The following is a 26091-nucleotide window of genomic DNA, read 5'->3' as shown; positions in this document are numbered from 1 at the left end:
CTACACCTCCTACCCCTACCGTCCCCAGTACCCCCGAGGTAGAGTCACAGCCGACACCTCCACCCTCGGATCCGAGGCCAGCCCCACGCCGACGAACCAACTACTACATCTGGATCGCCGTCGTTGCGCTACTCATCATCGGTGCTGTCCTCGCTGTCTTCATCCTCAACAGCAGGCAGAAGAAGGCCTCCGCCACCCCACGTCCAGCGGCTAAGGATACCCAGCAAATGGCCTCCGTAGTCGTCGTCCCCTCCAGTATGGACATCCTACCCGACAGCCTGACCCTACCAGCAGACACACTGCAGGAGGAGCCCATCGACACCCTCCCAGAGCGTACCCCTCAGGAGGAGCCCAAGGCACAGTCCAAGGAGCGAGTGATCAATAGCGAGACCACCCGTGTACAGGTACAGCCTGGCGACCGCCTCACCGTCTTCGCCCTAAAGAAATACGGGCACAAAGCCTTCTGGGTGTACATCTATCAGGAGAACAAGTCTAAGATCAAAGACCCCAACAACCTGCCCGTAGGCATCACGATCGTCCTACCTCCAGCCAAGAAGTACGAGATCAATCCTCGTGATACGAATTCTATCAATAAAGCGTTAGAACTACAGCACTCACTACGCAAGGAATAACCATCCACTCGTATTGTAAAAGACCACAAGAACTAAGACAAGGATATATAATAATGGAATCAACAGACATCCGTATCCTCACCGAGGAGATCGAGCGTAGAAGTCGCCTGATCGAACAGCTACGCCAGGGCATGCAGCAGGCGATCGTCGGCCAAGCCCACCTCCTAGACTCCCTGCTGATCGGCTTGCTCTCCGGGGGGCACATCCTCCTAGAGGGACTACCTGGTCTCGCCAAGACCCTGGCGATCAAGACTCTGGCACAGCTCATACAAGCCGACTACAAGCGCATCCAGTTCACCCCCGACCTCCTGCCAGCAGACGTCGTAGGGACACTCATGTATAGCCAAAGGGAAGAGGACTTCCAAGTAAAGAAAGGTCCTATCTTCTCTAACTTCATCCTCGCCGACGAGATCAACCGTGCCCCAGCTAAGGTACAGAGCGCCCTGCTAGAGGCCATGCAGGAACATCAGGTGACCATCGGGGAGCAGACCTTCCGCCTACCTAACCCGTTCCTGGTCATGGCGACACAGAACCCCATCGAGCAGGAGGGTACCTACCCTCTGCCCGAAGCACAGGTGGACCGCTTCATGCTCAAGGTGCTCATCTCCTACCCCAAGCGTGAGGAAGAGGCTCTGATCATCCGCCAGCAGATCCGCCCCGACCATGCAGATCGTGTAGCTCCTGTACTCTCCGTAGCCGACATCCTCGAGCTACGCAAGCTCGCCTCTATGGTCTATGTAGACGAAAAGATCGAACGCTATATCGTCGATATCGTCTTCGCTACACGACGTCCAGAGGAGTATGGGCTGGAGTCACTACGCCCCTTCATCACCTTCGGAGCATCACCTCGTGCGTCGATCAACCTTGCTTTGGCCGCACGCTCCTACGCACTGCTCAAGAAGCGTGGCTACGTGATCCCCGAGGATATCCGAGCCGTCAGCTACGACGTCCTACATCACCGCATCGGACTCTCCTATGAAGCTGAGGCGAACGACCTCACAGCAGATGAAATCATCAAGGAGATCCTCAACAAGGTAGAGGTGCCCTAGCCTCCGCCCTAGCCCTTCGGTATAGATGAAGTCAAGACTGCAGACCTCGGACCTCCTGAAGAAGGTACGACGCATCGAGATCAAGGCACGGGGACTCTCCGAGCAGGTCTTCGCTGGGCAGTACCACTCGGCCTTCAGAGGCCGAGGGATGGCCTTCAGCGAGGTACGAGGCTACCAGGTAGGGGACGATGTACGAGACATCGACTGGAATGTCACCGCTCGCTACGCAGCCCCCTTTATCAAGGTCTTCGAGGAGGAGCGTGAGCTCACCGTCATGCTCCTAGTAGATATGACGGGGAGCACAGCCTTCGGCACACGTAGCGAGAGCAAGCGAGAGCTAAATGCCGAGATCGCTGCTACCCTAGCCTTCTCTGCCATTCAGAACAATGACAAGGTAGGGGCTATCCTCTTCACCGATGAGGTCGAGCTCTTCATCCCTGCACGCAGTGGGAAGAAGCACATCCTCTACCTCATCCGCGAGCTACTAAGCTTCGAGCCCCGGAGCAAGGAGACGAACCTCAACGTCCCCCTCTCCTACCTCAACCGCCTGATCAAGAGACGCTGTACGGCCTTCCTCATCTCGGACTTCTTCCAGTGGGGTGAGCCGTATAGCCAGACGCTGATGCTCGCTGCACGTAAGCACGACCTAGTGGCGATCCGCACCTACGACGAAGGTGCCGTCGAGCTCCCACAGCTGGGGCTCGTTCGGCTCCTAGACGCCGAGAGCGGTGAGGAACGCTACATCGATACCTCCTCGTCCCGTCTGAGGAAAGCCTACCGAGAGAGCATTACGAGGCAGCTGGAGACCTTCCACTCGGCCTGCCTGCGCTCCGGTGTGGATCAGATAGAGGTCTCTACGGGCAAGGACTACGTCCCCGAGCTCATCAAGCTCTTCGGCGCACGGCGCTGACGCACGGGAGCTCCACCCGCTGAGTCTCCTAGGCTCAGCGGAGGCAGTCCCACTGGGGAAGGATGACACCTCCCTAAGCTACTGTTATACAAACAAAAGAAAGTCTTCGCCTGCAAGGACACCCCTCCTACGGGTCAGATGCCACGCTGAAAGTCCTATATTTGCTTAGCCATAGGCACCTATTAGATGAAGTATTTAGCATATTGCCTCCTCTTGCTTTGCACCTGGTGTGCTGGAGCTCTTGGGCAGAATGTCTCGATCCAGGCTCGCCTTGACCGCCCCGAGATCAAGATCGGGGAGCGGGCTGCCATTGACCTGACGATCCGCACCGATGATCTAGCACGCACGCGCTTCTACCTCCTACAGGACAGTACGAGGGGAGAGGAGCGCTATCGTGTCCTAGCCTTCGGGGCAACAGATACCATAGACATAGGGCATGGGGTACAGGAGATCAAGGCACAGATGATCGTGACCTCCTTTGACTCCACGCTCATTACCCTCCCCCCGATCGTCGTGGAGAGCCCCTCAGGACAGGCTATGACCAAGCCCCTGGCGCTGAATGTCCTCTCCCCACAGGTAGACGTCTCACAGCCCGATAATATCCGCCCGATCGTCGCTCCTTGGGACGAGCCCCTGACCCTGATAGATCTCCTGATGATCCTCTTCACCTCATGGATTTTCTACACGATAGCAGGTCTGCTGCTCATCGCCCTACTGATCTATGAGTACCGTAGGAGAGCTCGCCATCCAGAGGTCGCCAAGCCTGAGCCTGAGGCTCCACCAGTGCCTCTGCTCGAGCAGCTAAAGGCACAGCTGGCTACACTCGACAATGCCCGCCTAGAGACGCAGGAGGACTTCAAGCACTACTACTCATTCGTCACGGACAATCTGAGGGGCTACCTCGGCAAGCGTCTGCACTTCGAGGCGATGGAGATGACGACGGATGAGGTCATAGAGACTCTCCGCTCCCAACCGCTCAGTAGCGAGCAACTCGCACGGCTGGAACACATCCTATCGGGAGCAAGCTTTGTCAAGTTCGCCAAGAGCCTTCCGACCCAAGGTGATGCCTTGGCCATGCGCAAGGCTAGCCTAAGCCTTGCCGAGACCATCGAGGCAACCCTCACGGCATACGAAGCTCAAGCAAAAGAAAGAAAGGAGGTGAAGCGATGACCTTCCTCTATCCACACCTACTCTGGGGACTACTCCTGCTCCCCCTACTCCTGCTCGTCTACATACTATGGCGCCGCAAGCAGGAGGCTACGGTACTCCTACCCTCCCTACGTGGGCTAAAGGGGCACGGAGGAGGACTAAGGGCTTACCTCCGACACTCGGTCTTCGTCCTAAGGCTCCTAGCCCTAGGGCTCATCATCGTCGCCCTAGCCCGTCCACAGAGCACCTCTAGCTGGACGGAGGATCGGGTCGAGGGGATCGACATCATGCTCACGATGGACATCTCGACGAGTATGCTCGCTATGGACTTCGAGCCCAATCGTGTGGAGGCCGCCAAGGAGGTGGCGATGCGCTTCGTCGCTAGTCGCCCCAACGACAATATCGGGCTCGTCGTCTTCGCTGGGGAGAGCTTCACAGCTTGCCCCCTGACCCAAGACCATGCGACCCTGATCAATCGCCTCCGAGATATGAAGCCAGGCATCATCCAGGACCAGACTGCGATCGGCTCAGGAATAGCGACCGCTGTAAATCGGCTCCGTGAGAGCAAGACCAAGAGCAAGGTCATCATCCTGCTGACCGATGGTGCGAACAACACGGGGAACATCTCCCCTAAGATGGCTGCTGACCTGGCCAAGACCTTTGGGATAGCGGTCTACACAATCGGCGTTGGCTCCGCTACCGGGGAGGCTCCTTATCCGATCGAGACCCCCTTCGGCACTGTAGTGCGCAACATGCCCGTAGACCTCGATGAGCCTACGATGAAGCAGATAGCAGAGGTCTCCGGTGGTGCTTACTTCCGAGCTACGGACAATGCCTCTCTGGCCTCGATATACAAGGAGATTGACCAGATGGAGAAGACCAAGCTCTCGACCAAGAACCATCGGACGGTCTACGAGGAATTCTTCCTCTTCGTCCTCGCCGCCTCCCTCCTTCTACTCCTGGAGTTTATTCTTCGCTCTACCCTCTTTAAGACCAACCCGTAAGGCAATGAATATCCTATTCTATTCTCCAGAGTACCTATACCTACTCTTCGGGCTCATCCCCCTAGCGCTGCTTTCCCTCTTCGCCTTCTACCGGCGCAGACGGCTCCTAGCACGCTTCACGAGCTCAGAGATGCAGGACGAGCTGATGCCACTAGCCTCGGGCAGACGACAGCTCCTACGCGATCTCCTCGTCCTAGTGGCTCTGGGGCTACTCATCATCGTCCTCGCCCGTCCTCAGGTACCCGGACGTACGAGTAGCGACTCCAAGGAAGACGACAAGGGGATCGAGGCGATGATCTGCCTCGACATCTCCAACTCCATGCTGGCGCAGGACGTCGCCCCCAGTCGGCTAGACTTCGCCAAGCGAACCATAGCGAAGCTCCTCGAGGAGATGCCCTCCGACAAGGTCGGCCTCATCGTCTTCGCAGGGAGTGCCTTCGTCCAGCTCCCCATCACCACAGACCTCTCCACCGCACAAGAGTTCCTAGCAGAGGCCTCCCCAGAGATGCTCTCTGACCAGGGGACGGCCATCGGGGAAGCAATTGCCCTGGCTCGCCAGTCCTTCTCCGACAGAAAGGATCTAGGCAAGGCGATCATCATCCTGACCGACGGAGAGGACTTCGAGGGCAACACACTGGAGGTCACTCAGGAGGCAACCAAGGCTGGGATACGTATCGACGTCGTCGGTATCGGTACCAGCTCCGGGGCTCCTATCCCCACTGCTGAGGGACAGCTCACCGACGAATCGGGCAACATGGTCGTCACCAAGGTCAATCAGGATATGTGCCGCCAGATAGCCGACGCAGGGAAGGGGATCTTCGTCTCCTCCCAGTCTCCAGCATCTGCAGTCAAAGCCATCCGTAAGCAGCTCGATGAGCTCCCCCGTGCCTCAGTGAACTCTAAGCTGGAGAACGGCAATATCGAGAACTTCGAGCCCTGGCTACGTGCTGCCCTCTTCCTACTCCTCCTAGAATTCTTCATCATGGGACGTAAGAACAAGTTCCTCATCCGCCATAACATCTTCGGACATGAGAAGTAAGATCATCCTCCTCGGCCTCCTACTCTCAGCGTGCACCCTCGCCTCAGCTCAGGGGATCAAGGGTAAGCTACGCCAAGGTCACGCCCTCTACAAGACAGGGAACTACCCCGAGGCTGAGACCTCCTACCGCAAGGCTCTGCTTCTGGACAGCCTCTCCGGGAAGGCAAACTTCGGGGTCGCCGCCTCTGCCTATGAGCAGGGACGCTACGAGGAGGCTAGCCGCTACCTAGAGCGTACACTCAGAGATACCCGCCTCTCCCCCACCCAAGCCGCCGCAGCTCTACATAACCTAGGCAACGTGGCGATGAAGGCCAAGAAGTATGAGGAGGCCGTACACCTCTACGAAGAGTCCCTCATCGCCGACCCAGAGAGCGACGATACACGCTACAACCTAGCCCTTGCCCAACGCCTGCTCCAGCAACAGCAGCAGAAGGGAGGCGGTGGTGGCGGTGGCAAACCGGATCAGAACAAGCAGGATAAGCAGCCCCCCAAGCAGAAGCAAGATAAGGACAAAGACCAGCAGAAACAGCCCCCTCAGCAGGGACACGACAAGCAAGGAGAAGCCCAAGAGCCCAAGGATCAGCAGATGACCAAGGATCAGGCCGAGCAGATCCTCAATGCCTTCCGCTCCGATGACGAGGCGACACGACAGCGCGTCGAGCAACGCCTGCGTGAGGAGAAACAACAAAGAAGTCGCACCAAGGATAAAAAGCGATGGTAACCCTACCTGCACTATACCACAGGGCTGTACGCTACAGCCTAGCCACACTGATCGCCCTACTCGCCACGGCGTACACCCTATCTGGACAGAACGTACAGGTAGAGGTGCCTGCTACGGTGATCCAAGGGAAACCCTTCCAGCTCGTCTACACCATACAGGGGGAGGCCGAGGTCAATCGCTTCGACAACCCCCAGCTCAAGGGACTCTCCATCCTCTACGGCCCAGCCCGACAGACGATGAGTAGCTTCCACAGCGTCAATGGTCACTCTACCGCGTCCTCTGCCACGAGCCTCACCTACACGCTCCTCGCCGAGCAGGTAGGTACCTACTCCATCGCCCCCACTACAGCCATTATCGGGGGACGTAGGGTACAGGTAAAGGGGGCGAATGTACGCGTCCTCCCCAGCAGAGGGGGGGCCGCAGAGTCTTCGGCGAAAGGGCTCGGGCGCTACCTCTACCGTGCGATCCCCGGTGTGACCACGGTCTACGAGCAGCAAGCCATCCCGGTACAGTACAAGCTCTACTCCACCACGGAGTTTGAGATCTCGAGCTTCAAGGCTCCCGAGTATGATGGCTTCATCTCCGCCAGCGAAGCAGAGGACGATGGACGACGACAGCTCGTCCTAGAGAATTACCAAGGGACGAACTACCGTACGGTAGTCATCCGTGAGGATGTCCTCTTCCCCCAGCGTGCAGGGAGCCTAGCTCTCCCAGCCAGTGAGATAGGCATCCGCATCCCACTCCATGGGGATAACGAAGATCCCTTCTTCGGCTCGACGACCATCGTCGATAAGACCCTACGCTCCACGCCCGTCCCCATCGAGGTACGCCCGCTCCCCTCGGAGGGTAAACCAAGCGACTTCTCTGGTGCTGTAGGTGCCTTTCGTATGAAGGCTGAGCTCCTAACTAAGACTCCTAAGACCAACGAATCCGTCACTCTACGCTTCACCCTCGAGGGGACGGGCAACCTAAAGCTCGCTAAGGCTCCCAGGCTCCAGTTCCCCGAGACCTTTGAGGTCTACGACCCGAAGGAGAGCTACGAGCAGAGCATCTCCTCCAACAATGTCCGAGGCAAGAAGGTCATCGAGTACTTCGCCATCCCCCGTCGGGTAGGCAAGGTCACGATCCCCTCTGTCGCCTTCTCCTTCTTTAACCCCCAGACCCGTCGTTACGAGACTCTCCATTCTCCAGCCTTCACCCTAGACGTGAAGCAGGGTAAAGCTTCCTCTGCCCTCTCTGGCGAAGGCTCTGACGGAGCCGTCGTCCACCAGCAGGGAATGCTCCCCCCACGAGGGGAACTAGGGGAGCAGGATATCCCCCTATTCAGCCTCGTCAAGGGACTTGGCTATCCAACGCTCTACCTCATCCTCTTTGCCCTAGCCTGTGGAGCCTATACACTCCTAGCTCGCTCCCGTCGCCTACGTGCCGATAGCCTCAGCTACAATGCCTCCCGGGCCAATAGCGTAGCCACGAAGCGCCTACGACTCGCACACAAGCTCATGCAGGAGGGCAGTCGTGAGCCCTTCTACGAGGAGCTCATGCGTGCACTCTGGGGCTACCTTGGGGATAAGCTTCGCCTCCCCGTCTCTGAGCTGAGCCGTGCCTCGGTGAGCCAGATACTCGCTGACCGAGGCCTCGAGCAGACACTGATCGGGGAGCTCACTAGCGTCATTGACGAGGCCGAGTTTGCTCGATTCGCCCCCGTACGAGAGGGGGATATGCAGCAGCTCTATGAGCGTACGGCTGGGGTCATCGGCCAGATAGATAGCCATGAGCTCCACAAGTAGCCCCCTTCATACCCCATTAGGAATATCTAGCTCGCTTCATACACCTGATCACATGAGCCTCATCCACTATAGCCACCTCGTGGTACGTACCCTAATCCTCAGCCTCTTGGCTCTCTGCTCCCTCGGTCACTCCTGGGCAGCGGAGGATCTCGCGAGAGCAAAGATCCTCTTCCAGCAAGGAGACTACAAGGGTGCCGTCACGCTCTACGAATCTCTACTCCAGCAGCAAGGGCCTCGCTCGGGGCTCTACTATGACCTAGGAGCGAGCTTCTATGAGCTCGGCGACCTAGGGCACGCTGTGCTCGCCTATGAGCGTTGCCTACACCTCAATCCTCGCAATGAGGCCGCCCGACACAACCGTGACCTCACCCTACGGAAGACGGTCGATAGGCTCTCGGACGGCAAGAACTGGTTTGCCAGCCTCGGGGAGCAGATCGCCTATACCCTCCCCTTACCCGTACTCATCGCCCTCGGCCTAGGCTTTTTTGCTGGAGCGCTCAGCTGCGGGGTATTCTTCTTCCTCGCTCGGGCTCGGGGGGCGCGGCGTCTCTACTTCTACCTCGGCCTTGGCTGTCTAGCCCTCTCCCTCACGGCCAATGCCCTCATCCTGCACTGGATCTACGCCGACCGCCTCTATCAGAGCATGGCGGTCATCACCAGCCCCGAGACGGAGGTACATGCCTCAGCAGAGGCGAGCTCGGAGGCTACCTTCTCTCTACATGAGGGCTCTCGGGTAAAGCTCTCTGGCGAGCCCAAGGGCGAATGGCAGATGATCACCCTAGCCGATGGGCGACGGGGCTGGGTGAAGCGTTCGTCTCTGGAGGCTGTGCTCCTCCAGTAGCCTAGGCGCTAGACGACAAACCACATAGGCGTATGACTTCTTTTTCCGTCCCGTTCATCCCTGGAGAGATCAGTCTACTGAAGAGTATCAATGGTAGCCATTCGGCCTACTGGGATGCAGCGATGTGGCTGATCTCCAACTTTGCCTCCTGGGTCTTCCCCGCCCTAGCTCTACTGATCTTCCTCTTCTGGAAGCGTCCCAAGAGCGAAGCGATCCTACTCCTAATGGCCATCGGGCTCTGTATCGCCCTAGGAGATATCCTGAGCTCGCAGCTAGCCAAACCCTTCTTCGCTCGGCTACGTCCTACGCATACCCCTTGGCTGGAGGGGGATCTACACTCGGTCTTTGGTTACCGGGGGCATCTCTACGGCTTCTTCTCAGGCCACTCCGCCAACTATGTCGCTGTGGCGACACTCCTCGTACTGACCTTCCGCAATCGTCTCTTTGCCTTCCTACTTGCCCTCCTTGTAGGCTGGGTCATCTACAGCAGGATGTATATCGGGGCACACTTCCCCTCGGACTGCCTCACGGGGATCATCGTCGGGCTACTCGTCGGTGGGCTCGTCTATCGCCTCTACCGAGCACTGAGGCACAATATCCTCAGTACGGGATACCATAGCACTGGGGAGATCTTCCGTCAGGGGATTGGCTTCCTCAATGCCGCCCTTTTCCTCACCATCCCCCTCACCCTGGCCTTTGCCCTAGAGGTAATGCGTCTCATGGCACAGTAGGGTACTAGAGGAATGCAAAGGGGGGAAGGAGAGACAGCACACTTTACCCCCACCCTATAAATAGAGAGGTAGAGCTCTGAGACCTCGGAGCTCTACCTCTTTATTTGTTTCGATGGAGCGATCTAGTGTCGCCTTCATTCCCCCCCTAGGATAAAAGTCTCCCAGAGGGGATAGGGAAGACTCTAGTATCCAGAGGCATAATATATAGGGGCTAAATACCAAATATCGTATCACCCAAGCCCTCATCGAAGTATCTATAGAGCGTCGTGCTACCCCCTTCCCTCCCCCCACACACCTCCCTGCCTAGAAGTGACATACAGAGAATAAGTAGTTGCTTATTGTATCTTTGCAGTGCTATGAGGCTGCGTATTCAGCTGGGATGAAGAGAGTACATCTGCATCCTATGGTGGCTACCCAGGTATGACATCTCCTCCCCATGGTACTAGCTCATATCGAGGGGGGACTCGTAGCGAGGTAGACCATCTGTGGTATCCGTAGCCTTTATGCCTTAGTATCCATAGTGCTCGTTGCGGAGACCAAGCCCCCCAGAGTATTCGGAGCATGCACGGTCAGGGTGAGGCCAACCTTTGTATGTCTCCTTCCAATTGAGTGCTCTACAATTCTAATGTATTATAGTTCTATGCGCAATTACATCCATCTATTCCTACTCCTTCTACTAGGGAGTAGCTCCATCACAGCCCAGACGACTGCCCTCTCCTTCAACGGGCAGACGCTTCACCTCGGTGATAGCCTTACCATCGGCCTACCTTACACACCTGGGGAGAGCTATCGGACAATGGGATGGGCACAGAAAGACCAGATGATCCCAGCCTTCACGAAGGGCAAGCTAATGAGGCATATTACCCCTCCGAAGACTTTCTTCGGAGACATCATAGGAGATCCTGATACCATATATTTCCTGAGCCTCCCCCAATACCCCAAGGATAGCCTCATCGTCCATCTACCCGATGCGATACGCATGGGGGAGATCATCACAGCCCCGATAGAGCATGAGGTGCTCTACCCTGGAGCTATCGAGCTGAGCCCCGCAGATTATGTCCCCGCACTCATCAAGGCTGGCTACATGACCTATACAGATGCCGCGATCAAAGCATACACTCAGGCCTCAGGGAATGCCGACTCCGCCAGGAGCATCGTAGATAATCCCTTCGGGTATCAGAGACAGCGAGCTGCTCTACTGGAGAGGCTCAAGGAAGCTGTCGAGAAGTTCAGGCTAGATCAGGTCTACTACGTCCGGCACAAGCTCGTCACCAAGGAATACGACTTCGCTCGTTCAGCCTATCCCTGGGATCGCCTATTCGGGATGCCTCTCCCCACCCTCGCGACACCTGAGAGTGAAGCTATCACGCTTGTCCTCACGGCAGAGAAGGAAGTACCCCGTATCAGCGTCCCCGCAGATCGAGCAGAGAGCTACGAGAAGCGCTCTCAGACCCTAGGCCTTGGCTTACATACACTCTACATCAAGGCTTACTTCCGACTGCTCCCTCCTGAGCATACTATAGACGAAGATACCCGTATCTACCAGCCTAGGATAGACTACCTAGGGCTTGACCTCTACGAATATCCCCACTGCTCCTACTACCACTTAGGCTCTGCTCGGGCTGAGTAGGGAGCACCCCGCCCCTTTTCTGCTCCCATATCTAAGTAGTTTAGGGGCACAGCACGATGGAGAGGAGCCTCCACACGCACTCTGCGGAGTGTGCGTATGGAGGCTTTTGCTATTCACCCCTTAGGACAAGGATAAGCACGAGGCCCTACAGCCGAGGTGCTCCCCTAGACTCCTGAGGAGAGACTTACTTTGGGCCTATAGCTGGATCTTGATCCACGGGATAGGGGAAGTCGACGGTACGCCCATCTGGACTGGTGATCCTACGTGGCCTGGTACTCCAGTATCGAGGGCTAAACACGTTATACCGATCATCACTCGCTTGTCCCACGATACCCAGGAGGCCCGTGATCGAGTGGGTGAGGATATCCGACATGATCGGACGCTCCCTCACCTCCTTGATCTGGGTGTACAGCTCGGGGTGAAGGTGGCGCATCGCTGGAGTTACATAGACCATGAAGGGGATGGGGAGTGCCTGCTTCGACACATCATGCCACATGGACTCTGGGTCGGCGGGATTGTCATACATATCGAGCCCGTGATCAGAGAGGTAGAAGATGAGGGCTGGCGTATCGTCATAGGAGTGCATGATCGTCGATACCACCCAATCGTTGTAGAGGATCGAATTGAGGTACTCCGCTTTGATTGACCGCTTGTAGTCATTGGGCTCGCCCACCGTGATGGCTATATCCTGAGAGTCAAAGTGCGTATAGCGCTTAGGATACCTCTTGGAGAAGGTCATATGCTGCCCACTGAGATGGATGATCTCAAAGAGTTTGTCTCTACCTCGGGCGAACTGCTTCCCTACCATTAGCCGGGGCTGGACACGCTCATCATAGCTCTCCTCCCTCGAGGTCAGTAGATCGTCGTCTGGGAGGCGAGAGTTGACGAAGAGCGAGGAGTCCGCCAGCGGAGGGATCACTAGCATAGCCTGCCCGAAGCGGAGGACCTTCTCCTGATTAGAGAGCCAATAGGTATAGTACCCCGAGGCAGACATCGTCTGGACGATCGTAGGGTACTCATACCAGGGACGCTGCTGGTCCGTCGTATGGAAGGTCAGTAGCTCACACAGTGAGGGATCGGTATTAGCCTTGGAGGATACGACATCGGAGAAGAGAATGAGATCCCCCTGCCTAACCAGGCTGTCGAGGTGGGGTGTCGTCGGATAGGGACAGCCGTAGCAGTGCATCGAGTTGCGCCGGAGCGATTCTCCGATGATCAAGACTACGGTATGCGGGCCCAGATCCTTCGTGACCTGTACCCGACCAATATCCATAGTCTCAAACTCCCGGTGTAGTCGATCGATCTGCTTCACGGTATTCCACGTCAGGTAGGTAGACTGCCAGAAGCGGTCTATCGGTGCCAGCTGTGGATAGATAGGGAAGGTCGTCGTGAGTCCCTCCCTATAGGTTCGGACGTTATTCCGATACCCAAAGCATGGGAGGACGAGAAGCAGAGTGAGTAATACCACCTTCCACCATCTATCTATCTGGATCCTGGCACTTAGCCTCCGATAGCCCACAGAGGCCGCAGATACCACGAGGACAATCCCTAGGATGAGAGCCAGAGGACGGAGGTCTATCACGCTTAGGAATTCCGAGGCCTCTCGGGTATTGGTACTCAGGACCAGCATCATGATGGTCGAGGTGACGCAGGTACGATAGCAGGAGATCACATATTGCTCGAGGAAGGTGATCAGGAAGACCACGACCAGAGCCCCCCAGGAGAGCCACCGTCCGATTCGCCGAGGGGGGATAGAGACTAGGATAAGTAAGAGGACAGCCCAGAAGGTAGCCCCCATGAGGCTATGCCTAATCATCCATCCCTCTAGCCAAGACCACATCGGCAATAGCTGTAGACTCAGAGAGATCTGTAGCAACCATACGGCTACAAACAACCAGCTATTGGCAACTACTCGCTGACAAAAGCCGATATACCAAGACCTAATTCGATCCATATATCTTAAATACAATATCTACGCTACATATGTATCTCTGCTACATATGTATTTCTCCCGACCGCATCCTCACTAGCCCTCGATCCTCGGGGCCTGCTCGGTCTGCTGGGCGACCATAGCGGCGAAGTCCCCATCCCGAGCAAGGAGCTCCTCGGGGCTACCACTCTCGGTGATCCGCCCTTCACGTAGGACGATCACTTGATCTGCTCGGCGAATGGTACGCATACGATGGGCGATGATGAGGACGGTCTTGTCCCGCACCAGCTCGCTGAGCCCCTGCTGCAGTAGCGTCTCATTCTCCACGTCAAGGCTGGCCGTAGCCTCGTCTAGGAGGATCACTGGGGCATCTTTCAGTAGGGCTCGGGCTATGCTGATCCGCTGACGTTCACCCCCTGAGAGCTTCTGCCCATTCTCTCCGATGAGGGTATCGTAGCCCTCGGGGAGCTGGCTGATGAACTCCTCGCAGCGAGCCAGACGAGCAGCCTGTCTCACCTCCTCGTCCGTAGCTCCCGAGCGACCGATACGGATATTGTCCATCACCGAAGCATTGAAGAGTACCACATCCTGAAAGACGATGGCATAGTGTGCCAGCAGAGCCTCGGGGTCTATCTGCAATATATCTCGTCCCCCGAGCGTGATACGCCCCGCATCTATATCCCAGAAGCGGGCAGCCAGCTTGGCGATCGTACTCTTACCTCCCCCCGAAGCTCCCACGAGCGCCGTCACCTGACCCTGCCGAGCGGTGAAGGAGATATCGTGGAGCACCTCCTGCCCCTCCTGATAGGCAAAGGTGACGTGATCAAAGGTAATATCATAGCGACGCACCGAGACCTCTACCTTCCCCGTCTGGGTCGGCATCTCATCGATCTGTCGCATGCGAGAGATACGCACATCCAGATAGCTCAGGAGGATGGAGTAGTTCAGTACCTCCTCGATAGGGATATAGACCGAGGAGCCAAAGACCAAGAAGACCAGATAAGCCACCGGATCCAGCTCACCAGCCTGTAGGAGCGAAGCCCCGAGGATCGCTACGAAGGCCAGCCCTAGGCGAAGGAGTATCACAGAGGAATGCATGCACGCACTCGCCAGGAGCTCGTCTCGGATCATCTCGCCCTCGAGCACATGCAGGGAGTGATCCAGCGCCTCTAGGTAGGCCTCTTCGCCACTATAGGCCTTGATCTCACAGATATTCTCCAGCCCCTGCTGGATATCCTCAGTCACCTGGCGCTTCAGCCGATAGTTCTCCTGGAAGCGTCCCCGCAGCAGACGCCGTGTCCCGAGATGGATGAGGACGGCCAAGGGGAGGGGTGCCAGCAGGGCTACCGAGAGGCGCCAGTCGTAGAAGCACAGCGAGAGGATGATCAAGACCACGCTGATCAGGGAGGCGAAGAGCTGAGGGACGGCATGAGAGAAGGTATGCTCCAGCTCTGTATTGTCCGCCATGATCGTCGAGGTCAGGTCGGAGAGGTCGTGCCGCCCGAAGAAGGCCAGCGGTAGTCGGCGCAGCTTCTCCGCTACCCGGATCCGCCGGTCAGCACTCTCCCGATAGACGGCCATGAAGGTACTGGTGTACTGCATGTAGGCGATCAGTGCCGTCACGAGGGAGAAGGCGACGGCTAGGCTCAGATAGAGCTCCCAGCCATACCTCGCCTCTCCCCGGCCAAAGGCGGGACGAAGAAAGTCAGTGAAGAAGATAAAGACAAAGATAGAGGGGAGAATAAAGGCGAGGTTGAGTAGAGTCGAATATAGGATGCCTCGCTTGAGATCCCTCGCCCCCATCGCAGAGAGGGCAAAGCGGCGCTGTAGTGTGGTCATATCGCGAGATATATTAGTAGGTCATATACAGGGTATAGAGTCACGATCATCGGCATAGGGGCTAGATATTCCACGAGATAGCCTGCTGGTATTCCTCCCACATCTGGCTGTAGAGCCCACCCTGAGCGAGGAGCTCATCGTGCGTCCCCCGCTCCACGATACGTCCGTGGTCGAGGACGAGGATGCAGTCTACATGTCGGATCGAGGTCAGGCGGTGTGCGATCATTAGAGCGGTCTTGCCGCGCATGAGCTCCGAGAGTGCCCGCTGGATGAGGTGCTCGTTCTCGGGGTCGGCAAAGGCAGTCGCCTCATCGAGGACGACGATAGGGGCATCCTTGAGCAGGGCTCGTGCCAGGGCGATACGCTGCTGTTCGCCCCCCGAGAGGTAGATCCCATGCTCTCCCCCGATAGGGGTCATCAGCCCCTGCGGTAGGCGCTGGACGATCTCCTCGCACTGCGAGAGGCGGATCACTCGTGCGATATCGGCCTCTGAGGCATGGGGGCTACCGTAGATGATATTCTCTCGGAGAGTCGTCTTGAAGAGGCGTGCGTCCTGAAAGGCGAAGGAGACCTCGCGCATCAGCTCCGTCTTGGCGATATTCTTCACGTCGATCCCTCCGATGAAGACGCCCCCTGCAGTGGGATCCCAGAAGCGAGGGACGAGTCGGGCGATAGTCGTCTTCCCCGACCCAGAGGGGCCTACGAGGGCATAGATCTTCCCCTCGGGCACGTGGAAGGAGATGTCCTGCAGGGCATCCGACGTCGCTCCTGGGTAGCGGAAGGAGACCCCCTCGAAGTGAAGATCAAAGTGCTGCGGGATAGAGCTGTCCTCGGGCTCCTCTAGCGGAGTACCCGACTGGGTAAGGGCCTCCACTCGGGTGATCGCCTCGCCTGCGTTGAAGAGCGTATACTGTAGGTTCATCACCTTCATGATGCTCGTCGTGAGCACTGGCGCTAGCAGGAGGTAGAGGAGCGTATCGGCGATCGTCTGGCTATAGTCCCCGTCGTGGCGGACGATGAGGATCGCCGTAGGGATGAGGACATAGGGGATCGCATGGATGAACATCTGGTAGAGGATCATCCGAGCCCGCAGCCGCCCCGTGTAGCGGGTGACCAGATCCCGATAGCTGATGATGCTCTGATGGAAGCGCTTGAAGGAGTAGATCGTCTGCTGAAAGACCTTGACCACGGGGATCCCCCGCACGTACTCCACCGCCTCCTCGCTCATCTCCTCTAGGGCTAGGAGGTAGCGACGCTGGAAGTCGTTGGTCCTCGGGTCCATCATCGAGGCGATGACGAGGATCGCTAGGATGATCGGGACAATACAGGCGATCCCCAGCCGATAGTCAAAGACGAAGATCATCACCAGGACGACCAGTGGGGCGACGATGCTCCCCATGAGATCTGGCAGGACGTGCGCGATGAAGGCATGGGTCTCCGAGGCATTATCATCGATGACCTTACGCATGCGCCCCCCACTCTTCCCCTCGAAGAAGCCCATAGGCATATTCATCAGTGAGCGCATAGCACGATGCCGCATATTGACCTCCACACGGAAGGCAGCCAGATGCGCCAGCATACCCGAGATGAAGTAGCAGAGGAGACTGCCGAGGGTCGTACCCACCGCCCAGAGGGAATAGCGGACGACGAGCTGGTAGTCGATCTCTACCTTGAAGGAGAAGAGCACACGGGCGATTAGCCAGATGAAGACATAGGGTAGGAGCGACAGCAGGCCACTCATCGCAGAGAAGATGAGCGAGAGGGGGAGTAGGTAGCTCCGACTACCCATATATCCTCTGAAGCGTCGTAGTACATCTATCATATTTGGTTCTCAATCTTTTGTATTGTGTATTCCAGGCGAGAGAGTGGGGGTGGACGTTTCTTCACCATCTCACCTTCCACACAAAGGTACTAAATCTACGCTAGACTCGGATACACCTAACACTCTATCTATCAGACACATTAAACATATGTAAAGACCCCTAAGACCCTCTCCTCCTCTCATCCTCCGCCCCTAGGCTATCTGGCGGGCATCCTCCGCCCCTAGGCCAGAGTCTCCATAGTATAAAGAAAGGTAAAGCCTCTCTCGCCCTTGAGCTACTTCGTACCAAGTCATCCCCCCACAGCTCCCCTTCCGATAGCTCACCAAGGCCCTCGCCCGTCCCCCGAGGGGCAGTGTGTGTGGGCGGAGACTCCCCCACCCCAGTCCTACGGAGGGGGGAGACGAGCGAGGACGTCCCGATACTCTTCCTCTAGAGCTATCGGCGGGATGCATTAGGACGCCCCAACGCACACGCTAAGGGTCTACCGGAGAGTGCGGTACGAGCCGTCCTAGGGGCTCTCCCACACCTCCGTAGCGAAGATACCGAGAGCGAGGTAGTGTACCCACGTGTACACAGTTGTGTACACGTGGGTATACAAGTGTGTACACGCGTGTACACTCTTTAGTCCCTATCGAGAGCCCAAGAGAGGGCTTTCTGAGGGGGCTGCCACACGCATCTCGGAGGCTTAGGTGGGCGTCCCTCGTATGTCCCCTCGGGACGTCCGAGGAGGGGTGGAGACGATCCGGGTGTGACCAGCCACAGAGGTCAGGGAGAGACGTAGCGGGATGTACGAAGTTTTCGTATATTTGAGGTCAAAATAAAATACTTTATTAAGTACATCGCACTATACCGCCCGCTTTATGGCACAGAACAAAGCAAACCTTGACCCTCGCGCCTTCGAGGGTCTAGTGGATGGCAAGCCCGTCCACCTCTACTCCCTACACAACAGCCAAGGTGCTGAGGCACACATCATCAACCAAGGTGCCAAGCTCGTCTCCCTCATCGTCCCGAGCCGTACGGGATGGGTAGACGTAGTCATCGGGCACGACAGCCTACAGGAGTACCTAGATAGCGAGGAGGCCTACTTCGGGGCAATCTGCGGACGCTATGCCAACCGTATCGCCCGGGGCAAGTTCACCCTCGACGGGGTCGAGTACACCCTACCTATTAATAATGGCCCCAACGCTCTGCATGGTGGTCTCAAGGGCTTCAACTCCGTCATCTGGGACGCCGAGCAGCTCGCAGGCAACCAGCTAGCCCTCAGCTACGTCTCCAAGGACGGCGAAGAGGGATACCCCGGGGAGCTACACGTACGCGTCGTCTATACCCTCACCGAGGAGAACGAGCTGACGATCGAGTACACGGCGACGACGACCCGCCCGACCGTCCTCAACCTCACGAACCATAGCTACTTCAATCTCTCCGGTGACGGTGATCCCAGCGTGCATGACCACCTCCTAGAGATCCAGGCCAGCACCTACCTCCCCACAGACGATACAGCTATCCCCTATGGGGCTCCCGAGGCTGTGGCAGGGACACCCATGGACTTCACCAAGCCCACCGAGGTCGGTGCCCGTATCGACACTCCCACCGACCAGCTCGTCTGGGCTCGTGGCTATGACCACACCTACATCCTAGACAAACCCCTAGGCAAGCTCGGCTTCGCCGCACGCTGCACCTCCCCCAAGACGGGGGTCACGATGGAGGTCTACACCGACCAACCCGGGGTACAGCTCTACACGGGCAACTGGATGAGCGGTAATATGCGTGGCAAGCACGGGCACCGCTATCCAGCACGTGCCGCCCTCTGTCTGGAGACGCAGCACTACCCCGACAGCCCCAACCGCCCCGAGTACCCCACGACACGTCTCGATCCCGGAGAGACCTTCCAGTCGGTGACGGCCTTCCGCTTCACCCTAGCGGACTAATCTCTCGAGTAACTCCTACTAACAACTCACATAACTCAACAACTCACAGATGACACAACAGAAACAGGCGCAGAGCTATCTAGTGCCCTTCATCATCATGGTGGTGCTGATGTCCCTCGTAGGGCTTATCACGAACCTCAACGGACAGTTCCAGGCACCCATGAAGGCAGCCTTCCTGCTGATGGCAGGCGCCCAGACGAACACGCTGACGACGCTGCTGACCTTCGCCTTCTTCTTCGGCTACCTAGCGATGGGTGTCCCCAGCGCCAAGTACATCGAGCGGAAGGGGTACAAGCAGACCCTTATCCTCGGGCTCTTCGGTCTGATCGTCGCCTTCGGGCTCTATGAGCTCTCTGCCTACGTCTTCGAGACGATGGACCTAGCGAACTTCCAGCCCACGATTGACGCAGCACGTGCTGCTGGCGCAGGCTACAAGTATGAGGGTGCAGTCGTGATCCCCACGGCCTACTACATCTTCCTCGTAGCAGCCTTTGTAGCAGGATCTGCACTGACCTTCCTACAGGCGGTACTCAACCCCTACATCGTAGCTTGTAGCGTCAAGGGGACGACGGGTGTCACACGTCAGTCCATCGCAGGGACGGGTAACTCCTCTATGGCTACCATCGCTCCCCTGCTCGTGGCTCACGTGATCTTCGCTGGCAAGACTGGGCTAGACATCCAGATCAGCTCGCTCTACATCCCCTTCCTCGTACTGATCGTACTCGTCGGTGGTCTGATCGTCGCCCTGACACAGATCCACCTACCTACTATCGCGAGTGCAGAGAAGAAGGAAGGCGAAGTGCTCGAGAAGAGCGTATGGAGTTTCAGCCACCTAGCGCTCGGTGTCGTCGCTATCTTCATGTACGTAGGTGTCGAGGTCTGCGTAGGGAACAACATCAACCTCTATGCAGAGAACAAGGGTCTCTCCAACCCCGCCCTGCTGGCTACCCTCTACTGGGGACTCATGCTCGTAGGTCGTCTCTGTGGTAGCTTCCTCAGCAGCATCAGTGCGAGCAAGCAGCTGGCCTTCACCTCGGCTCTGGCTGGTATCCTTGTCCTCATCGCTATGGTACTTGACAACCCCTACTTCCTGATCGGTGCTGGTCTCTTCCACTCCATCATGTGGGGGGCTATCTTCGCCCTAGCGATCGACAAGCTCGGCAAGTACACTGCTGCTGGCTCTGGTGCCCTGATGATGGGTATCGTGGGTGGAGCTGTCCTCCCCCTACTGCAGGGCTTCCTCGCTGACAGCTTCCACGGCTGGCAGTGGACCTGGGCTATCGTCGCTATCGGCGAAGCCTACCTGCTCTACTATGCCCTCATTGGCCACAAGGTCAAGCAGCTCCCCTAGTCATCAAGCTCTATCCCCTCACGAGGCCTTCCCTCGTGAGGGGATAATTCTCTCTATACACATCATATACAAGTACACAAGATGAACACAGCTAGTATTCGTAGCAAATTCCAAGAGCTCTACGGAGCCGAAGGCACACTCTACACCTCTCCAGGACGTATCAACCTGATCGGTGAGCACACCGACTACAACGGCGCCTTCGTCTTCCCAGGAGCCGTAGATAAGGCTATGGTCGCCGAGATCCGCCTCAACGGTACCGACCGTGTCCGTGCCTATGCACTAGACCTAGGCGAGAGCGCAGAGTTCGGCCTCAACGAAGAGGATGCCCCCAAGGAGTCTTGGGCACGCTATATCTTCGGTGTATGCCGTGAGATCCAGAAGCGGGGCAAGAAGGTCGAGGGCTTCGACACGGTCTTCGCAGGGGATGTACCCCTCGGAGCTGGTATGTCCTCTTCGGCTGCCCTAGAGAGCACCTTTGCCTTCGCCCTCAATGACCTACTCTCCCTCGGCATCGACAAGTTCGAGCTAGCCAAGATCGGTCAAGCTACCGAGCACAACTATATCGGGGTGAAGTGTGGAATCATGGACCAGTTTGCCTCCGTCTTCGGTAAGGCAGGGCACCTCATCCGCCTCGACTGCAAGAGCCTCGAATACGAGTACTTCCCCTTCGACCCCAAGTCCAAGGGCTACCGCCTCCTGCTCGTAGACAGCGTGGTCAAGCACGAGCTAGCCTCCTCGGCCTACAACAAGCGCCGTGAGAGCTGCGAGCGTGCAGTAGCTGCTATCGCGAAGCGTCACCCCGAGGTCAAGTTCCTACGTGATGCCACCCACGAGATGCTCCACGAGGTACGCAGCGAGATCAGCGAAGAGGACTACAAGCGTGCCGACTACGTCATCGGTGAGGTAGACCGTGTGCTCGCTGTCTGCGAAGCCCTAGGCCATGGCGACTACGCTACTGTAGGGCAGAAGATGTACGAGACGCACCATGGCATGAGCAAGCTCTACGAGGTCAGCTGTGAGGAACTAGACTTCCTCAATGATCTGGCTAAGGAGTACGGCGTCACGGGCTCACGTGTGATGGGCGGTGGCTTCGGAGGCTGCACGATTAACCTCCTGAAGGAAGATCTCCACGACCACTTCGTCGAGGAGGTACGTCGTCGCTACACGGCTAAGTTCGGGCACGAACCGAAGTTCTACGACGTAGTCATCTCCGACGGCTCTCGTCGCCTCTAAGCTACTTAGCTCCCATCTCGGATACCCCACTGGGGGACTCGCCCCTAGGCAGTCCCTCTGTGGGGTATCTCTCTATATAGCAGATACTTCACCCTCCACACACCGACACAAGGACTTCGTATGAAACCAACACGTGCCTCCCTAACCAACCAATATCTCGAGCTCGAGCAGGATCTGGTGATCTCTCAGTGTGGCTGGCTTACCCAGCCTAGCTTAGCTGCGCCCTACTCTCGCACACCCGAGGAACAAGAGCGTAGTCGTCGCCTCTATGAGCACATCGTACGCTTCCTACAGGACAATGGGCTCACGATGAGGAGGATCTTAGCCGAAGGGGAGCGAGTGACCGACGAGATGGCGATCCGTGTGGGAGACCTCACTCCCGAGGGCTTCTGCTTCTATTCCTTTGGGATCCTGGCTTGGCTCGATAGATACGGTAGGAATAAGGACAAGGACAAGGCCATCAACGACCTTAGCTTCATCGAGAAGAAGCTCAAGACCTTCCGAGAGCAAAGGAAGGCCGAGAGCGTAAGGCTACGTCCTCTTACCCCTAAGGATGCCCCGTGCCTAGCTCGCCTAGCGGACAACAAGCGCATTTGGGATAACATACGAGACTACTTCCCAAATCCCTACAGCCTCGACGACGCCAAGGCCTTCATCCAGATGACACAGCAGGAGCAGCCCCACCTGAGCCTAGCTATCGAAGCTGAGGGCGCACTCGTAGGAGTCGTTGGACTCGTTATGGGCACCGATGTCCAACGTCTATCGGCCGAGATAGGCTATTGGCTCGGTGAGCCCCACTGGGGGCGAGGGATCGCCACCGAGGCCGTACGGCAGATGACGGACTATGCCTTCGGTGAGCTGGGACTCGTGAGAGTCTTCGCAATGGTCTATCCCTACAACAAGGGGTCTCAACGCGTCCTAGAGAGGGCAGGCTATCAGCTAGAGGGGATACAGAGGCTATCCGTTATTAAGAATGGCCTCCTCATGGACAGCTACTACTATGTACAGCTAAGCCCCAGAGCTAGCGAGTACCCACAGGTCTAGCGACTCCTTGCTGTCCCCTAGAGGGGCTTAAACGTCACGAGGCGATACCTACCGATGTGTAGGTATCGCCTCGTGACGTTAGATCGTGCTGTGTATGTCGGGAGGGTGTAGTCCTTTACTCGAGGTCTTCGGGGGAGGAGGGCTCGAGGTCATCCCAGTCAAGCTCTAGGTCTCCATCCTCTTCCTCATCCCAAGGCTCGTCGTCCTCGTCAAGGGGCGGGAGGGGCTCCTCATCGTCATCCCACGTGAGACTCGTCACATCGATCGCCTGCTGGATGATGCTCTCTGCTCGGTGCTTGGTCTCTCTATTGAGTTCGTGCCAGAGGAGGTCCTTGAGCTCCGAGAGTCCTTGATGCGCCGCTGCTGAGATGAAGATCAGGGGGAGGTGCTCGGGGAGTTCGTTCTGTAGCTCCTCACGTATCCACCCCTGTATTTCCTCATCGATGAGGTCACACTTGGTGATGGCCAGCACCTTTCTCTTCTCCAGAAGCTCAGCATTGTACTTCGTGAGCTCCCCGAGCAGTAGGCGATATTCGTCGGCTATGCGCTCGGTATCCGCTGGGATCATGAAGAGTAGGAGGGCATTGCGCTCGATGTGCCTAAGGAAGCGTAGCCCTAAGCCTCGCCCCTCTGCTGCCCCCTCTATGATACCCGGTATATCCGCCATCACGAAGGAGCGATCATCACGATAGCGTACCATCCCGAGGTTAGGCTCTAGCGTCGTGAAGGGGTAGTTGGCGATCTTGGGCTTAGCGGCAGTGAGGACGGAGAGCAGTGTGGACTTCCCAGCGTTGGGGAGTCCTACGAGCCCTACGTCTGCGAGCATCTTCAGCTGTAGAATGACCGTGCGCTCACGTGCGGGTTCGCCAGGCTGGGCATAGCGAGGAGCTTGGTTTGTGGAGGTCTTGAAGAAGGTATTGCCCTTGCCTCCTCGTCCACCCTTGAGTAGGAGCTCTTGCTGTCCATCCCGGCTCAGGTCCATGATGAACTCCCCTGTCTCGGCATCGTAGATCACTGTGCCGACTGGCACCTCGATGATCTGGTCCTGCCCGTCAGCTCCAGAGGAACGTTTACCACTCCCATTGCCCCCATTCGTAGCGATGACGTGACGCTGGTAGCGTAGGTGGAGTAGCGTCCAATAGTTCTCGTTGGCTCGGACGTAGATATCTCCTCCACGTCCGCCATCACCGCCATCAGGCCCGCCCTTAGGGATATACTTCTCTCTACGGAAGTGTGTCGAGCCACGGCCACCCTTACCCGAGCGGCAGTAGATCTTGACGTAGTCTACAAAGTTTGATTCAGCCATAGTGGCGCTAAGTGAAGATGGGAGAAAGTGAATATACAAGGAAAGGCATGTGGCTGAAGTGCCCTACCCAGACGTGGGGGTAAGTGTGACACTTCAGCCGCTATGCCTTGTTCCTCCGACCGTTATGGGGGCTCTGGTATCGCCTCTAGCTCTACTAGGCTAGCGTGTCGAGCACGCGGGCGATACGAGCGGTGATATCGGAGATAGCGCCACTACCCTGGATAGCGTGGTGCACACCCTGCTGGGCGTAGTGCGCTGCGATGGGGGCAGTCTGAGCGTGGTAGACACCGAGACGCTTCTGGATGGTCTCGAGGTTGTCATCACTACGCCCACTCTCCTGACCGCGCTTGAGGAGACGGTCGATGAGTTCGGCCTCCTCGACCTGTAGGTCTAGGACTGCGTGTACACGGGTACCGAGCTTGGCGAAGAGTGCATCTAGGGCCTCTGCCTGAGCTACCGTACGGGGGAAACCATCGAGGATAATACCCTTCTTGGGCTTACGCTCCCCGAGTACCTTCTCGATCATATCTATGATCAGTCCGTCGGGTACGAGTTGCCCAGCGTCTATATATCCCTTGGCAGCCTTTCCTAGCTCACTGCCAGCCTTGATCTCACCACGGAGGATATCGCCCGTGGAGATGTGGTCGAGACCATACTGCTCGATCAGGATCTCACTCTGTGTACCCTTGCCAGAGCCTGGAGCTCCGAAGATCACTAAATTCAACATGGTTCTTATGCTTCGTCTTTGAGTTGATAAATATCCTTGAACATACGCCCATAGTTGTCATAGTCTAGGCCGTGCCCGAGGATGAACTTATTCTCGATCTCTAGGGCGATGTAGTCGGTCTTGACGTCACACTTTAGGGCTGCGGGCTTGGAGAGCATGGAGGCGATATGCACCTCCTTGGCTCCTAGCTCATAGAATCGCTTCTGTAGGCAGTGCATGGTGAAGCCTGTATCGATCAGATCCTCCACGATGACCACCACACGTCCCTCTAGGGACTGGGTCACGGGCATGACCTCACGGAGCTGCCCTGTGCTGCTGGTTCCCTCGTAGCTGCTGTAGCGAGCGAAGGCTACCTCGAAGTCCTCATCGATGGCGTACATCAGCTCCGAAGCGAACATAAAGGAGCCGTTCATGATGCACACGAAGAGCGGGTCACGCCCCTTGAAGTCCTCCTTTAGACGGAGGGCCAGCTGGCGTACTGCCTGATTGACCACCTCTGCCTCGAGATAGAGCTCGAAGGTACGACCGTGTAATACTACTTCTCTCATACACCTATGTCTATAGTAATGATGCTTATTAGCTTATTCTTTCAAAAGAAGCACAAAGATACTATTTCCCTCGCTAAGTAGCCCCACGCTCCTCCCCACGAAGGCCTTAGCCTACGATCGTGCGGTCACCGAGGAGGTTAGAGAAGCGCTGCTTCTCCCTATTGAGCTCCGAGAGCTCTGCTAGGATCTCCATGATTCGCTCACTATCGGAGGCACGCTGTGCCTGCTTGAGCTCGCCGTGGAGCTGGTCGATATAGCGCACAAGTAGAGCCATCTTGTAGCTATTGCAGGCACGTAGGGTCATCGAGCCGAGGTAACGCTCCTCCTGCAGACGCTCTTCGCTGGCCTCATCCTCCGAAGGGCTACCCCCCGTACTGCTCTTGACAGCATCGAGTAGGGCCTGAGGTAGATCGGCCTTGTCGGGGCGAAACTCCAGGAGTCCACTCTCCCCGACAAGCTCCGTCGAGAGGAGGCGAAGGTGAGTATCCTCGTGGTTGGTAAAGTGAGGGATCGGGGCAATCCCTTGCTCCCGACAGAGTCCCTCTAGCTCGCTCAGGAAGCGACCAAAGAGAGGCGAATACCACTCCTCGACCCCGTCCACCTCCAGCTCTCTGCGGACGAAGTCCCTTAGATAGAAGCGCGCCCCCTCGGGGGGATAGGGAGCTCCCCCCTCATCGGGCGTCCCCATAGCTGCTGGGACATAGATGATCCGATCACTATAGAGGAGGAGGAGCTGCATCAGCTCCCGCTCAAAGGGCTCGATACTCCCCTCATCCACCACCTGCGCCACTGACGTCTGCGTGGCTGTCTCGGGCTCTGTCGGTGCATAGACCGACGGGGCGGAGGGCTCGGGCTCGTAGGGGGAGGGC

20 protein-coding genes and 2 pseudogenes are annotated in these 26091 nt (G+C 57.2%); 15 read left to right on the top strand and 7 right to left on the bottom strand.

What is annotated here, in order from left to right:
• The 11 genes and pseudogenes from QZ170_RS06790 to QZ170_RS06740 all read left to right on the top strand — a co-directional run.
• Positions 1-632, top strand: a pseudogene (locus QZ170_RS06790) (hypothetical protein); the annotation flags it as partial.
• 50 nt (positions 633-682) lie between these two features.
• A complete protein-coding gene (locus QZ170_RS06785; RefSeq protein WP_297179027.1) occupies positions 683-1681 on the top strand; it encodes an AAA family ATPase in 999 nt (332 codons plus the stop codon).
• 37 nt (positions 1682-1718) lie between these two features.
• A complete protein-coding gene (locus QZ170_RS06780; protein ID WP_297179024.1) occupies positions 1719-2591 on the top strand; it encodes a DUF58 domain-containing protein in 873 nt (290 codons plus the stop codon).
• A gap of 186 nt (positions 2592-2777) precedes the next feature.
• Entirely contained in the window at positions 2778-3761 is a 984-nt protein-coding gene (locus QZ170_RS06775) for a hypothetical protein (protein WP_297179022.1), read from the top strand.
• Positions 3758-4744 (top strand): VWA domain-containing protein, encoded by a 987-nt coding sequence (locus QZ170_RS06770; protein ID WP_297179019.1) that lies wholly within the window; start codon positions 3758-3760, stop codon positions 4742-4744. The genes QZ170_RS06775 and QZ170_RS06770 overlap by 4 nt, the downstream gene beginning before the upstream one ends.
• A gap of 4 nt (positions 4745-4748) precedes the next feature.
• A complete protein-coding gene (locus QZ170_RS06765; RefSeq protein ID WP_297179017.1) occupies positions 4749-5783 on the top strand; it encodes a VWA domain-containing protein in 1035 nt (344 codons plus the stop codon).
• Positions 5773-6504 (top strand): tetratricopeptide repeat protein, encoded by a 732-nt coding sequence (locus QZ170_RS06760; protein WP_297179014.1) that lies wholly within the window; start codon positions 5773-5775, stop codon positions 6502-6504. Before QZ170_RS06765 ends, QZ170_RS06760 begins: the two co-directional genes overlap by 11 nt.
• Positions 6498-8291: a BatD family protein gene (locus QZ170_RS06755; RefSeq protein ID WP_297179011.1), complete on the top strand. Its 1794-nt coding sequence runs from the start codon at positions 6498-6500 to the stop codon at positions 8289-8291. The genes QZ170_RS06760 and QZ170_RS06755 overlap by 7 nt, the downstream gene beginning before the upstream one ends.
• Before the next feature lie 52 nt (positions 8292-8343).
• The gene (locus QZ170_RS06750; protein WP_297179008.1) at positions 8344-9132 is read left to right on the top strand and encodes a tetratricopeptide repeat protein; all 789 of its coding nucleotides are present in this window, start codon (positions 8344-8346) and stop codon (positions 9130-9132) included.
• Positions 9133-9164: 32 nt separating this feature from the next.
• The gene (locus tag QZ170_RS06745) at positions 9165-9863 is read left to right on the top strand and encodes a phosphatase PAP2 family protein (RefSeq protein WP_297179005.1); all 699 of its coding nucleotides are present in this window, start codon (positions 9165-9167) and stop codon (positions 9861-9863) included.
• Between the two features lie 640 nt (positions 9864-10503).
• The gene (locus tag QZ170_RS06740; RefSeq protein ID WP_297179002.1) at positions 10504-11493 is read left to right on the top strand and encodes a hypothetical protein; all 990 of its coding nucleotides are present in this window, start codon (positions 10504-10506) and stop codon (positions 11491-11493) included.
• A 184-nt stretch (positions 11494-11677) separates the two neighbouring features.
• Here the strand turns inward: QZ170_RS06740 and QZ170_RS06735 are convergent, their stop codons facing one another.
• From QZ170_RS06735 to QZ170_RS06725, 3 genes are all read right to left on the bottom strand, one after another.
• The gene (locus tag QZ170_RS06735) at positions 11678-13447 is read right to left on the bottom strand and encodes a phosphoethanolamine transferase (protein WP_297178999.1); all 1770 of its coding nucleotides are present in this window, start codon (positions 13445-13447) and stop codon (positions 11678-11680) included.
• A 72-nt stretch (positions 13448-13519) separates the two neighbouring features.
• Positions 13520-15262, bottom strand: coding sequence for an ABC transporter ATP-binding protein (locus QZ170_RS06730; protein WP_297178996.1), 1743 nt, complete (start codon positions 15260-15262; stop codon positions 13520-13522).
• Between the two features lie 61 nt (positions 15263-15323).
• Positions 15324-17084 (bottom strand): ABC transporter ATP-binding protein, encoded by a 1761-nt coding sequence (locus QZ170_RS06725; protein WP_297178990.1) that lies wholly within the window; start codon positions 17082-17084, stop codon positions 15324-15326.
• A gap of 861 nt (positions 17085-17945) precedes the next feature.
• On the opposite strand from QZ170_RS06725, the gene QZ170_RS06720 reads away from it, so the two are divergent.
• The 4 genes from QZ170_RS06720 to QZ170_RS06705 all read left to right on the top strand — a co-directional run bounded on the left by QZ170_RS06720 (position 17946) and on the right by QZ170_RS06705 (position 22641).
• Entirely contained in the window at positions 17946-19013 is a 1068-nt protein-coding gene (locus QZ170_RS06720; protein WP_297178989.1) for an aldose epimerase family protein, read from the top strand.
• Between the two features lie 49 nt (positions 19014-19062).
• Positions 19063-20364 (top strand): MFS transporter, encoded by a 1302-nt coding sequence (locus QZ170_RS06715; RefSeq protein WP_297178986.1) that lies wholly within the window; start codon positions 19063-19065, stop codon positions 20362-20364.
• An 81-nt stretch (positions 20365-20445) separates the two neighbouring features.
• Positions 20446-21597 (top strand): galactokinase, encoded by a 1152-nt coding sequence (gene galK, locus QZ170_RS06710; protein ID WP_297178983.1) that lies wholly within the window; start codon positions 20446-20448, stop codon positions 21595-21597.
• Positions 21598-21717: 120 nt separating this feature from the next.
• The gene (locus QZ170_RS06705; RefSeq protein WP_297178980.1) at positions 21718-22641 is read left to right on the top strand and encodes a GNAT family N-acetyltransferase; all 924 of its coding nucleotides are present in this window, start codon (positions 21718-21720) and stop codon (positions 22639-22641) included.
• A gap of 115 nt (positions 22642-22756) precedes the next feature.
• Here QZ170_RS06705 and obgE read toward each other — a convergent pair whose 3' ends face one another.
• The 4 genes and pseudogenes from obgE to QZ170_RS06685 all read right to left on the bottom strand — a co-directional run.
• Entirely contained in the window at positions 22757-23947 is a 1191-nt protein-coding gene (obgE, locus tag QZ170_RS06700; protein WP_297178977.1) for a GTPase ObgE, read from the bottom strand.
• Between the two features lie 154 nt (positions 23948-24101).
• Complete coding sequence (locus QZ170_RS06695) at positions 24102-24674, bottom strand: adenylate kinase (protein WP_297178975.1); 573 nt, start codon at positions 24672-24674, stop codon at positions 24102-24104.
• Between the two features lie 5 nt (positions 24675-24679).
• Positions 24680-25222 carry a phosphoribosyltransferase family protein gene (locus tag QZ170_RS06690; protein WP_297178971.1) on the bottom strand — a complete coding sequence of 181 codons (543 nt, stop codon included), beginning with the start codon at positions 25220-25222 and terminating at the stop codon, positions 24680-24682.
• A 106-nt stretch (positions 25223-25328) separates the two neighbouring features.
• Positions 25329-26091 (bottom strand): annotated as a pseudogene (locus QZ170_RS06685) (DNA primase); the annotation flags it as partial.

It is taken from the genome of uncultured Porphyromonas sp. (assembly GCF_905372525.1).
GTDB lineage: Bacteria > Bacteroidota > Bacteroidia > Bacteroidales > Porphyromonadaceae > Porphyromonas.
The sequence above is the reverse complement of the archived record's forward strand: the minus strand, read 5'-3'. Positions and strand labels throughout refer to the sequence as shown.